We start from the raw sequence: 11,877 nt of genomic DNA, 5'->3' as shown, positions 1-11,877 counted from the left end.
GCCTTCACGTGGAACACGCAGTGGAGTACGCCCCCGCGTCGGGGGTGCTGAGCGGAATCTGGCTGCTCATCGCCATTCCGCTCGTCAGCGCGGCGATCCTGCTGCTGCTGGGCAAGCGGGCCGACAAGTGGGGACACTGGCTCGGCGTCCTCGCGGTGGCCGCCTCGTTCGTGCTCGGCCTGATCTTCTTCATCAGCCTGGCCGACCTCGAAGAGGGACACCGCACGGCGCAGCAGAGCCTCTGGGACTTCATCACCGTCGGCAGCCTGCATGTCGACTTCGGACTTCTCTTCGACCCGCTCTCCGGTGTCTTCGTCCTGCTGATCACCGGTGTCGGCTCGCTGATCCACATCTACGCGGTCGGCTACATGGAGCACGACCCCGGCCGCCGCCGGTTCTTCGGCTACTTCAACCTGTTCGTCGCGGCGATGCTCCTGCTCGTCCTCGGCAACAACTACGTGATGCTGTACTTCGGCTGGGAGGGCGTCGGTCTGGCGTCGTACCTGCTGATCTCGTTCTGGTACACCCGGCCGTCGGCGGCCACCGCCGGCAAGAAGGCGTTCCTGATGAACCGGGTCGGCGACACCGGCCTGGCCATCGGCATCTTCATCCTCTTCGCCTACCTGGGCACCACGCAGTACGACGAGGTGTTCACCAGCGTCGGCGGGCTCAGCTCGACGGTGACGCTGATCCTCGGCATCCTGCTGCTGCTCGGCGCGGCCGGTAAATCCGGCCAGTTCCCGCTGCAGGCCTGGTTGCCCGACGCGATGGAGGGCCCGACCCCGGTCTCGGCCCTCATCCACGCGGCCACGATGGTCACCGCCGGCGTCTACCTGATCGCCCGCTCCAACCCGATCTTCTCGGCCAACCAGACGCTCCAGGTGATCGTGGTCAGCGTGGGCGCCCTGACGCTGCTGATGGGCTGCATCATCGGCGCCGCCAAGGACGACATCAAGCGCGTCCTGGCCTGGTCGACGGTCAGCCAGATCGGCTACATGTTCGTCGGCGTCGGGCTCGGCGGCGGTGCGTACGCCCTGGCCATCATCCACCTGCTGGCGCACGGCTTCTTCAAGGCCAACATGTTCCTCGGCGCCGGCTCGGTCATGCACGGCATGCACGACCAGGTCGACATCCGGCGCTTCGGCGGCCTGCGCAAATACATGAAGTGGACGTGGTTGACCTTCGCCACGGGCTGGCTGGCCATCATCGGCATCCCGCCGCTGTCCGGCTACTTCTCGAAGGAGCCGATCATCGCGGCCGCCTTCGAGCGCGGTGACTGGACGTCCTGGCTGTTCGGCCTGGCGGCACTGCTCGGCGCCGGGCTGACCGCGTTCTACATGACGCGACTGTTCGTGCTCACGTTCCACGGGCCGGAGCGGTACACCGAGGACAACCAGCATCCGCACGAGTCCCCGGCGATCATGACGATCCCGTTGGTGATTCTGTCGCTGGGCTCGATCGTGGCCGGCGGGCTCATGGTCACGGTGGTCCCGGACTGGCTCGAGGCCACTTTCGGCCCCGAGGAGCAGACCGCCGAGGCGGTCCTCCCGCACCTGTGGATCACCATCCTCAGCGTGCTGATCACCCTGCTCGGCGCCGGGCTGGCCTGGGCGCTCTTCCGCCGCGGAACGGCGCTCGAGCCGCAGCCGGCCGGTGTCATCGTCACCGCGGCCCGCCGCAACCTCTACACCGACGCGTTCAACGAGGCGGTGTTCGAGCGGCCCGGCATCTACCTCACGCGGGCGCTGGTCTACCTCGACAACAAGGGCATCGACGGACTGGTCAACGGGATCGCGGCCGGTGTCGGCGGCAGCTCCGGGCGCCTCCGGCGGCTTCAGACCGGTTTCGTACGGTCGTACGCCCTCTCCATGCTCACCGGTGCCGTCCTCGTCGTCGGCGCCTTCCTCGCGATCCAGCTTGGGTGGTTGGCGTGAAAGACTTCCCGTTCCTGTCCATCCTGACGCTGCTGCCCCTGGTCGGCGCGGTGGTCGTGGCGTGCGTCCCGCGCGCCAAGGCGCAGCTGGCCAAGCTGGTGGCGCTGGGCTGGTCGCTGGTGGTGCTCGCGCTGAGCGTCGTCATGTGGATCGCCTTCCAGACCGGGGGTGACCGCTTCCAGTTCCGGGAGTCGTACGCCTGGATCCCGTCCTGGGACGCCCGGTTCACCCTCGCCGCCGACGGCATCGCGCTGGTCATGCTGATGCTGATCGCGGTGCTCTTCCCGATCGTCATCCTGGCGTCGTGGCGCGACGTCGACCAAAGCAAGCGCTCCGTGCCGACGTACTTCGCGCTGCTGCTGGCCTTCGAGTTCACGATGATCGGCGTCTTCGCGGCCGCCGACATCTTCCTGTTCTACGTGTTCTTCGAGGTCATGCTGATCCCGATGTACTTCATCATCGGCTCGTTCGGCGGTCCCCGCCGGCAGTACGCCGCTGTGAAGTTCTTCCTCTACAGCCTGGTCGGCGGCCTGTTCATGCTGGCCGCGGTGATCGGGCTGTGGGTGGTCGGCGGGCACACGTTCGACTTCGGCAAGCTCGCCGGGGCGGCCGGGTCGATCGACCAGAACACGGCCCGCTGGCTGTTCCTCGGCTTCTTCGTCGCCTTCGCGATCAAGGCGCCGTTCTTCCCGTTCCACACCTGGCTGCCGGACGCCGGTGGCGCCGCCCCGGCCGGCGCGGCCGCGCTGCTGGTCGGCGTCATGGACAAGGTCGGCACGTTCGGCATCCTGCGGTACTGCCTGCCGCTGTTCCCGGAGGCGTCCCGCTGGTTCGCCCCGGCGGCGCTGGTCCTCGCGGTCATCGGGATCATCTACGCCGCGCTGCTGGCGGTCGGGCAGAACGACCTGAAGCGCCTGGTGTCGTACACGTCGATCGCGCACTTCGGCTTCATCGGCATCGGCATCTTCGCCTTCACCACGCAGGGCGGCACCGGCTCGGTGCTCTACATGGTCAACCACGGCCTGGCCACCGGCCTGCTCTTCATCGTGGTCGGCATGTTCGTCGCCCGCCGGGGATCCAACCTGGTCAGCGACTTCGGCGGCGCCGGCAAGATGGTCCCGGTCCTGGCCGGCGTGCTCTTCTTCGCCGGTCTGGCCTCGCTGGCCCTGCCCGGCACGGCCCCGTTCGTCAGCGAGTTCCTGGTGCTGATCGGGACCTTCACGGTGCACAAGACGTACGCCGTGATCGCGACCGCCGGGATCATCCTGGCCGCCGCGTACGTGCTCTGGATGATCCAGCGCACCACGCAGGGCACGCTCAACCCGGTCCTGCCCACGGTGCCGGCCATGCGGCGAGACATCACACTGCGGGAAAAGATCGTGGTGGCCCCGCTCATCCTGCTGATCGTCCTGCTCGGCTTCTATCCCAAGCCGGTCACCGACGTGATCAACCCGGCGGTGCAGGCGACCATGCAGGACGTCGGCGTGCAGGACCCGACACCGGTCGTCGCGAATGAAAGGGTGGCGCGCTAGCCATGGGAGACCTGAAACTGCCCGCCATCGACTACGGCGCGCTGCTGCCGATGTTGATCCTCTTCGGGGTGGCCTGCGTCGGCATCATCGTGGAGGTGACGGCCCCGCGCCGGATCCGCAACGCCGTCCAGCTCAGCCTGGCGGCCCTCGGCATCGTGGCGTCCTTCGTCGCGGTGATCCTCCAGCACAGCACCCGCACGATCACGATCGGCGGCGCGGTCGCGGTCGACGGCCCGACCCTGTTCCTGCAGGGTGCGCTGCTCGTCCTCGGCCTGGTCTCGCTGATGCTGATCGGTGACCGCACCCTGGAGCGCGGCGGCCCGTTCGTCTCGCAGGCCGCGATCACCGTCGGCTCCCAGAAGGACGTCAAGCAGGCCGGCGACCAGCCCGGCCTGACCGAGGTCTATCCGCTGACCGTGTTCGCGCTCGGCGGCATGCTGCTGTTCGTCGCGGCCAACGACCTGCTCACCATGTTCGTCGCGCTCGAGGTCTTCTCGCTGCCGCTCTACCTGCTGTGCGCGCTCGCCCGGCGGCGGCGCCTGCTCAGCCAGGAGGCCGCCCTCAAGTACTTCCTGCTCGGGTCGTACGCCTCGGCGTTCTTCCTGTTCGGCGTGGCGCTCATCTACGGCTTCGCCGGCGGCATCAGCCTCGACCAGGTGCACCAGGCGGTGATCAACCCGCAGAGGAGCCAGGTTCTGCTGTACGGCGGTCTGGCCCTGCTCGCGATCGGCCTGCTCTTCAAGGCGGCGCTCGCGCCGTTCCACGTGTGGACGCCCGACGTCTACCAGGGCGCGCCCACCCCGATCACGGCGCTGATGGCGGCCTGCACGAAGGTCGCCGCCTTCGGCGCGCTCCTGCGGATCCTGTACGTGGCGTTCGACGGCGTCCGCTGGGACTTCCAGCCGGTGCTGGGCACGGTGGCGGTTCTGACCATGCTGGTCGGCGCGGTCCTGGCGGTCACCCAGACCGACATGAAGCGGCTGCTCGCCTACTCGTCGGTCGCCAACGCCGGCTACCTGCTGGTGGGTGTGCTGGCGCTCAACCCCGAGGGCCTGTCGAGCACGATGTTCTACCTGGTGGCGTACGGCTTCACGGTCCTCGCCGCCTTCGGCATCGTCACCCTGGTCCGCGACGCCGACGGCGAGGCGACCCACCTGTCCCGCTGGGCCGGGCTGGGCCGCAAGAGCCCGCTGTTCGCGGCGGTCTTCACGTTCCTGTTGCTGGCCTTCGCCGGTATCCCGCTGACCAGCGGCTTCACCAGCAAGTTCGGCGTGTTCGGGGCGGCCATCGAGGGCGGGCAGACCTGGCTGGTCATCGTCGGCGTGCTCACCAGCATGCTGATCGCCTTCCCGTACCTGCGAGTCGTCGTCCTGCTGTGGCTCTCCGAGCCCGGCGAGTCGACGCCGACGGTGTCCATCCCGGGCTTCCTGACGTCGGCGGCCCTGGCCATCGGCGTGCTGGCGACGCTCGCCCTCGGCGTCGTCCCGGCCCCCCTGATCGACCTGACCCGAGACGCGGCCCAGTTCGTCCGCTGACCCACCCCGCGGCGTGGCCCGGCGCCTCTAGTTCAGGAGGCGCTGGGCCCAGGTCGCCCGGCCGTGCCCGTTCACCTGGACCAGGGCGATCGTCAGATCGGAGGCCTGGGCCGGAGCCGCGGCCCGGGGCACCCGGCCGCCGAGGTTGGCGTCGGCCGGGACCAGTACGGCCGCGAATGTCAGCTCCTCGGCTTCGAGTGAGTACAGCGCGATGGCCTCGATCGGTATGAACCCGCCGTCGGCGGTGTGCACTCCGTCGGCGCCGGCCAGCCAGGGATAGCGATCCGCGGCCTCGGACAGCGCGCTGTTGGAGGCGAGGTTGGTCCCCTCCTTGCCGAACATCATCGCGGGCGGGCGATGTGTGCGGTTGTGCAGCACCATCATGTAGACGGCGCCTTCCTCATGAGCCGGCCGGCGCCAGGTCACATGCCCGAGGAAGAGCTGCTGCCCCTCGGCAATCGTCGGAACGCTGTGCGGGCCCAGGGCGGCCTCCGCCGTGACCTGGTCGACGATCCGCAGATCGGCGCGCGCGGCCAGATCACCGGCCGAGTAGGGGGCGCGGCCGGTCCACCAGCGGGAACCCTCGATGGCCGCGACCAGGATGAGCGTCACCGTGACAACGATCGCGATCCATCTGCGCACGGCCGAAGTGAATCACACCAGTAGGGTTTCCGGCGTGCACGAGAGGGTCAACGGCGTCGATTTGTACACCAGGCGTTTCGGCGACCCGGAGCGGCCGATGCTGGTTGTCGTTCACGGTGGGCCGACCTGGGACCACTCGTTTCTGCCGCCGGCGGTCGCGGAGCTGAGCGACGTGGCACATGTCGTTCTGTTCGACCTGCGCGGATGCGGGCGGAGCAGCCGGACGCCGCCGGTGGGGGAGCTGCCGGTCGCCGCCCTCCAGCCGGAACACCTGGCCGATGATGTGGCGGCGCTGGTGCGCCATCTGGGCGCCGAGCGGGCCGACATCCTCGGGTTCTCCTATGGCGGCATGATCGCGATGCGGGTGGTGGCGCAGCATCCCTCGGTCGTGCGGTCGGTGATCCTGGCGTCCACGACGGCGTACCGCGAGTTTCAGCATCTGCTCGACGAGTCGGCGGACTACCGGGAGCGTCGTGGACTGACCACGCCGGTGTCGTTCGGTGACCCGCTGCTCACCGGGCCGGACGCGGCGGACGGCGCGCTGAGCAGGGCCATGGCGGTGGCCGACGCACCGCTGGCCGTGTGGCGGCTGGACCGGCTGGCCGAATGGCACCGGGTGCTCTCGCGGGTGCGCTTCTCCAGCGACTGGAACGAACCCTACGAGACCGGCCGGCTGCATCCGGCGGCCCCGGAGGACGCGCCGCGCGTACTGCGGGAATGGGGTGGACCCGCCCTGCTGCTCCAGGGGGTGCGGGACATGGGCTTCCCGGTCGAGCTGGCCCGCCGCCTGCACGGCGAGCTGCCCTCGAGCACGCTGGTCGAGGTGCCCGAGGCCGCGCACATGGCGCACTTCGACAATCCGGACGCCTGGCTCTCGGCGATCCGGGCCTTCCTCAGCCGCGCTTAGCCCAGCCCCGCACCGCGCGGCCGACCAGGTCGCTTCACGCTGGGCGGCTCGTCGGGTTGGGCGGCTCGTCGGGCGGGGCGGCTCGTCGGCCTGGGCGGCTCGGCAGGCTGGGCGGCTCGTCCGGTTGGGCGGCTCGTCGGGCTGAGCGGCTCTTCACGCTGGGCGGCGATCAGCTCAGCCACGTTCCGGCGCGGCGGCGGCGAACAATCGGCCGTGTCCGCTCGGATCGTCGGCCGGGTTGCGCGGGGGCGGGGTCGGTCAGCTTGTGCGGTCGGCGATGAAGTCGCAGAGGGCTTCCATGGCCCGCTTGGCGTCGCCGGCGGGCAGGGGGGCCAGCTGGGCCCGGGCCTCTTCCGCGTAGGTGCGGACCGTCTCGCGGGCCTTCTTCATCGCGGCGGACTCGCGCAGCAGCGTCAGGGCCTCGGCGTGCAGCGCGTCGTCGGTGATCGGGCCGCTGGCCAGGAGCTCACGAAGCCGTACGGCCGAAGCGTCTGTGTCGTCGCCGGCCAGGGCGTAGAGCACCGGCAGGGTTGGCACGCCCTCACGCAGGTCGGTGCCGGGCGTTTTGCCGGACTGGACCGACTCCGAGGCGATGTCGAGCAGGTCGTCGGAGAGCTGGAACGCGATGCCGATCGTCTCGCCGTAACCGGCGAGCGCCTCGACCGACGTGGCCGGCGCCCCCGAGAACAGGCCGCCGAAGCGGGCCGAGGTGGCGATCAGCGACGCGGTCTTCTCGGTGATGACGTGCAGATAGTGCTCGATGGGGTCGCTGCCGCGCGGGCCCACCGTCTCGGCGATCTGCCCGTGCACCAGCCGCGCGAACGTGCGGGCCTGAAGGTGAACGGCCTCCGGCCCGAGCGTCGCCGCCAGGTCGGCGGCCTGCGCGAACAGGTAGTCACCGACCAGGATGGCCACGGAGTTGCCCCAGCGCGAATTGGCGCTGGGCGCCCCGCGCCGGACGGGCGCCTCGTCCATGACGTCGTCGTGGTACAGCGTCGCCAGGTGGGTCAGCTCGACCACGTTGGCCGCCGCGACGATCTCGGGCGCCTGCGGATCTCCGAACTGCGCTCCCAGCGCCACGAGCAGCGGCCGGAACCGCTTGCCGCCCGCGTCGGCGAGATGCCGCGCGGCCTCGGCCACCAGCGGATCGGCGCTGGCCACGTTGGCCCGAAGCTCCTCCTCCACGGCAGCCAGCGTCGCCGTCACCGACGCATCGACCCTCGGATCGACGTCGAGGCCGAGCGACGACAGCGCCATGTCGGAAGGCGTCATATCCCCGGTGCTCACCACGCTTTCACGATGCCACATGGGTCCGACCCCCACGGCCCCAGGGGTAGCGCTCGCAAGATCAAAATCAAGATCTGGCACACGTCTCGGACATCACCGCGGCGGTCACCGGCTGGCGGAGGATGGTGCGCCGCTTCTCGGGCGGCACCCGGCGGGCGTCGCTCAGGTAGATCTCGTGGTGCAGACCGGTCATCTGGAGACCTTGCTCGGGGATGATCTCGTCGTGCAGCCGCGCCAGCACGCCGGCCTCGTCGTCGAAGGAGCCGATGTGCAGAGTCTGCACGCACCGGCCCTCGGACAGCGCCTGAAGGCGGAGGTCGCCGAGACGTGCCGGCGGTTGTTTGGCGCCGGCCCGCGCGATCGCGGCGTCGACCATGTCCTGACCGATCCAGTCCGGGGTCATGAGCAGCAGCGTCCAGTCCCACCGGGACTTGTCGCGCGCCGTGGTGAACGAGCCCATGTCGTCGGCCCACCAGAGGCCTTCCAGCGGCGGAACCACGTAGTCGCGGTCCAGCTCGGTCTTGCTGGCGAACTTCAGGCCGTACGCCACCGGGTAGAGCGCCTCCAGCGCGCCGGCGAAGACGGGCGAGGTGTTGGGGTCCCCGTGGCCGTCGATCGCGAGATAGCGCATATCGGGCACGTCCAGGACCCGGAACTGACCGGGCCGGGCCTGGTACGCGTCGAGGGTCTTCTTGAAGTCAGTCTTGCTGGTCATGGGGTACCTGGACTCGGCCGGCGAGCCACTGCCTCTCCGCCTCCATGAGGCTCAGTGAGTACGAGAACACTTCACGCGCCGCCGGGGGAAGGGCGGCCCGGTCCTGTTGGGCCTCCGCGGCCGCCCGGACCCCGGCGATGCGCGCGTCGATCGCCGCCAGCCGCGTGTGCAGGGCCCGTGCGTAGTCGGCCGGCGAGAACAGGGGCAGATTGGCGATGCCGACGAGCAGCGGATTGGGGACCGGCTGAGGGTCGGCGACGAGCGTCAGGGCCGCCCGCGCCGCCGTCTCGCGGCCCTCAGCGGTGGCGTGCAGGACCCGCCGGGATTTTCCGCCGGCCTGGCCGTTGGGGGCGTGCAGCAGGCCTCGCTTCTCCAGCTTGCCGAGAAGGTAATAGATCGAGGAGAACCCGATGTCGGTCCACTGTCGGATGCCGCGCTGCTCGATGACCCGTTCCAGGTCGTAGCCGTGCTGCGGCCGCTCGATGATGAGGCCGAGCACGGTCAGCTCGGCCGGTGTCAGATCCACGCCCTATTCTAGCGCTAGAATAAGACTGGATGGCAATGCGGCGGCGCAGAGTGATCCTCAGATTGAGGGACGGCTATCGAGCGCGCTGAGTGCTACTGACCATACGGCTCGTGTAAATCGATCGTGATCCACATGCTTTTGGCATTCCCCCGGGGGAAGATTATTCATATGGTGTAAGTCCCTGGCGTCGGAGGTAGCTGTGCGCGACCCCCTGGCGGAGCCGTCCGATCTGATCCGGAGCGTGTCACGCGCCCTGCGCGTTCTCGAGTCGGTAGGTCGAGCCCCGCGCGGACTCACCGTGAAGCAGATAGCGCGACGGTGCGAGTTGACCGTCGCGACGACGTATCACCTTGTGCGCACTCTGGCCTACGAGGGTTACGTGATCCGCCGCGAGGACGGCACGTACATCGTGGGGCTGGAGATCGCCGACCGGTATCGGGAACTCGTCTCCGCCTTCCGCGGCCCGCCCGCGGTCGGCGAGGCGCTGCGGCGCGCGGCGCTGGACAGCGGCTACAGCCACTATCTCGGCCGTTTCGTCGGTGGCCGCATCGCCGTGACCGCCTCGGCCGAGGGCGCCCGGTCGCCGTTCATCGACGACATGACCCCCGGCTTCGACGAGGGCGGTCATGCGACGGCGCTCGGCAAGGCGTTGCTGGCCACGCTCACGCCCGATCAGCGCGCCCGCTACCTGCGTGATTACGGCATGCGTGCGTTCACCCCGGCCACGTTGACGACGCCCGAGGCGCTCGAGGCCGACCTGGCCGCGGGCGAGCGGCGTGGCATGCAGCTCGAAATGGGACAGTTCCGGCAGGGGCTGGCGTGCGCGGCGGTGCTGGTCATCGCCGACCGCGACATCGAACGGCGGCTCGTGCTCTCCTGCGCGCTGCCGGCGGCCGAGATGCTTACTTCGGCCCGGGTCGTCCGGGCCAAGCTCACGGCGGCCGCCCGAAATGTCGCCGAGGCGCTCTCCGCGGGCGAGTCGGCCACCGCCTGACAAGGGAACCTAAGGCTTCGTTGAACTCCACGTTCGTCCCTCGCGTAAGACAGGGTGCAAGCGGGAGATCAGCGGAGGGTGGTGACGGGGTGCGCTGCGAGCATGAGCACGATGACGGAGCGTATGTACTGGGTGCCTTGTCGCCGGCCGAGCGGGCCGCCTACGAGCAGCATCTGGCCACGTGTTCGTTCTGTCGTGAGGCCGTGGCCGATCTGTCGGCCATGCCCGATCTGCTGGCCCGCCTCGACGCCAAGGAGTTCGCCAAGCTCCTCGATCCCACGCTCAGCGGTGGCACGAGCCATCCGGGAGCGTCGCTGCGCGACTGGGCGACGTCGGAGTGGGCCACGTTGGCGCCCTCCGCTAAGCGTCACAAAAAGGGCAAGGCCTCTCGGGTACGCCTTCTGAGCAGTGCCGCCGCCGCGATCTTGGTGGTGCTGGTCGGCGCGGGACTGTTTCTCTGGACGCGGGGCTCGGCCGCCCCGGCCGCGCCGCCACCCGGCCCGGCGGTCGCCATGACGGCGATCGACGGCGCCTCGCCGATCAAGGCGACACTGCGGCTGACCAGCACGGCCGGCGGCACCAAAGTGGACATGGTCTGCAACTACAGCGCGGCCGCGAGCCGCCCGTACACCTTCCGCCTGATGGCCTACGGGCCGGACGAGCAGAAGGAGCAGGTCGGCTCCTGGCAGGCCGAACCGGGCTCGCAGTTCACCATGCCGGGAGCCACACATTTCGGGCCGGGCAGCCTCTCGCGGCTCGAGCTGGTGCAGTACGACGGAAAGGTGCTCCTGGCCTACGACGTCCCCTGACCTCTGATTCCGGTCAGCGGGGTGGCAGGGTGGCGATCGGCTCGGCAGTGGCGGCTGCTGAGCCGATCGCCGTCCTCTCTCGTCTCGTCCTGGTCAGCGCGTCCACGGTGAAGATGATCAGCGCGACCCAGACCAGCGCGAACCCGGCGAGGCGGGCCGGCGGCATCGGCTCGTGGTAGATGAGCAGCCCGCAGGCGAGCTGGAGGATCGGCGCCACGTACTGAAGGATTCCGATGCCGACCATCGGCACCCGGTTCGCCGCCCCGGCGAAGAGCAGCAGGGGTACGGCGGTGGCCAGCCCCGACAGGACCATGAGCACGGTGTGCGTGGCCGACACGTGCCCGAATTGCGCGTCTCCGCCGATGTTGAGCCAGGCCAGGAAGATCAGCGCCGGCACGGCCAGCACCGACGACTCGACGAAGAGACCCTCGGCCGGCGGCAGCGACATACGTTTCTTGATCAGGCTGTACGTGCCGAAACTGGCGGCCAGGAGCAGGGCGATGTACGGCAGTCGCCCGTAGTCGATGGTCAGCACGGCGACCGCGACGGTGCCCACCCCGACGGCGATCCACTGCCAAGGGCGCAGCCGTTCGCCCTGAACGGTGACGCCGAGCAGCACGACGACGAGCGGCGTGATGAAGTAGCCGAGGGCGGTTTCCACGACCCGGTCGGTGTTCACGCCGTAGATGTAGGTCGCCCAGTTCACGCCGATGAGCACCGCGGCGATCGCGATGCCGCCGAGCAGTTTGGGCGTGCGCAGCAGCCGGCCGAGGAAACGCCAGTTCCGCAGGGCGGCCAGCAGCAGGGTCACGAAGACCACCGACCACACCACGCGGTGAGCGAGGATCTCCAGGGCCGACGCCGGCTGAAGATGCTTGAAGTAGATCGGGAAGAAGCCCCACATCACATACGCCGCGAGGCCGTAGAGATATCCGCGCCGCTCGTCGCTCATGACCCCACCGTAAGGTCTTCCCCGGATCCCGGTCCTTGCATATG

General features: G+C 69.4%; 11 protein-coding genes. 6 read left to right on the top strand and 5 right to left on the bottom strand.

Annotated elements, in window-relative coordinates; translation table 11 throughout:
* Nucleotides 1-8 precede the first annotated feature (8 nt).
* The 3 genes from nuoL to nuoN are packed head-to-tail and all read left to right on the top strand — an operon-like array spanning nt 9 to nt 5,001.
* Nucleotides 9-1,934: an NADH-quinone oxidoreductase subunit L gene (nuoL, locus tag ACGFJ7_RS41555; RefSeq protein ID WP_360260502.1), complete on the top strand. Its 1,926-nt coding sequence runs from the start codon at nt 9-11 to the stop codon at nt 1,932-1,934.
* Nucleotides 1,931-3,466, top strand: coding sequence for an NADH-quinone oxidoreductase subunit M (locus tag ACGFJ7_RS41550; RefSeq protein WP_360260500.1), 1,536 nt, complete (start codon nt 1,931-1,933; stop codon nt 3,464-3,466). Before nuoL ends, ACGFJ7_RS41550 begins: the two co-directional genes overlap by 4 nt.
* A gap of 2 nt (nt 3,467-3,468) precedes the next feature.
* Nucleotides 3,469-5,001, top strand: coding sequence for an NADH-quinone oxidoreductase subunit NuoN (nuoN, locus tag ACGFJ7_RS41545; protein ID WP_360260498.1), 1,533 nt, complete (start codon nt 3,469-3,471; stop codon nt 4,999-5,001).
* Nucleotides 5,002-5,028: 27 nt separating this feature from the next.
* On the opposite strand, the gene ACGFJ7_RS41540 is transcribed toward nuoN, so the two are convergent.
* A complete protein-coding gene (locus ACGFJ7_RS41540; RefSeq protein WP_392647544.1) occupies nt 5,029-5,643 on the bottom strand; it encodes a hypothetical protein in 615 nt (204 codons plus the stop codon).
* Between the two features lie 34 nt (nt 5,644-5,677).
* Between ACGFJ7_RS41540 and ACGFJ7_RS41535 the strand changes: the two genes are divergently transcribed.
* The gene (locus ACGFJ7_RS41535; RefSeq protein WP_392647542.1) at nt 5,678-6,550 is read left to right on the top strand and encodes an alpha/beta fold hydrolase; all 873 of its coding nucleotides are present in this window, start codon (nt 5,678-5,680) and stop codon (nt 6,548-6,550) included.
* A 258-nt stretch (nt 6,551-6,808) separates the two neighbouring features.
* On the opposite strand, the gene ACGFJ7_RS41530 is transcribed toward ACGFJ7_RS41535, so the two are convergent.
* The 3 genes from ACGFJ7_RS41530 to ACGFJ7_RS41520 all read right to left on the bottom strand — a co-directional run bounded on the left by ACGFJ7_RS41530 (nt 6,809) and on the right by ACGFJ7_RS41520 (nt 9,078).
* Complete coding sequence (locus tag ACGFJ7_RS41530) at nt 6,809-7,822, bottom strand: polyprenyl synthetase family protein (RefSeq protein WP_360260492.1); 1,014 nt, start codon at nt 7,820-7,822, stop codon at nt 6,809-6,811.
* A gap of 82 nt (nt 7,823-7,904) precedes the next feature.
* On the bottom strand, nt 7,905-8,552 hold the full coding sequence (locus ACGFJ7_RS41525; protein ID WP_360260490.1) for a GyrI-like domain-containing protein: 648 nt from the start codon (nt 8,550-8,552) through the stop codon (nt 7,905-7,907).
* Complete coding sequence (locus ACGFJ7_RS41520) at nt 8,536-9,078, bottom strand: PadR family transcriptional regulator (RefSeq protein WP_360260488.1); 543 nt, start codon at nt 9,076-9,078, stop codon at nt 8,536-8,538. The genes ACGFJ7_RS41525 and ACGFJ7_RS41520 overlap by 17 nt, the downstream gene beginning before the upstream one ends.
* A gap of 199 nt (nt 9,079-9,277) precedes the next feature.
* Here ACGFJ7_RS41520 and ACGFJ7_RS41515 point away from each other — a divergent pair, with 199 nt between their 5' ends.
* The gene (locus ACGFJ7_RS41515; RefSeq protein WP_097327878.1) at nt 9,278-10,072 is read left to right on the top strand and encodes an IclR family transcriptional regulator; all 795 of its coding nucleotides are present in this window, start codon (nt 9,278-9,280) and stop codon (nt 10,070-10,072) included.
* Between the two features lie 89 nt (nt 10,073-10,161).
* Nucleotides 10,162-10,881, top strand: coding sequence for a zf-HC2 domain-containing protein (locus tag ACGFJ7_RS41510; RefSeq protein ID WP_360260485.1), 720 nt, complete (start codon nt 10,162-10,164; stop codon nt 10,879-10,881).
* 13 nt (nt 10,882-10,894) lie between these two features.
* Here ACGFJ7_RS41510 and rarD read toward each other — a convergent pair whose 3' ends face one another.
* Nucleotides 10,895-11,833, bottom strand: coding sequence for an EamA family transporter RarD (rarD, locus tag ACGFJ7_RS41505; RefSeq protein ID WP_360260483.1), 939 nt, complete (start codon nt 11,831-11,833; stop codon nt 10,895-10,897).
* Nucleotides 11,834-11,877: the final 44 nt, after the last annotated feature.

The organism is Actinoplanes sp. NPDC048988 (assembly GCF_043197815.1).
Taxonomy (GTDB): Bacteria; Actinomycetota; Actinomycetes; order Mycobacteriales; family Micromonosporaceae; genus Actinoplanes.
Note: the sequence above shows the minus strand (reverse complement) of the source record. Positions and strands in the feature narration are given on the sequence as shown.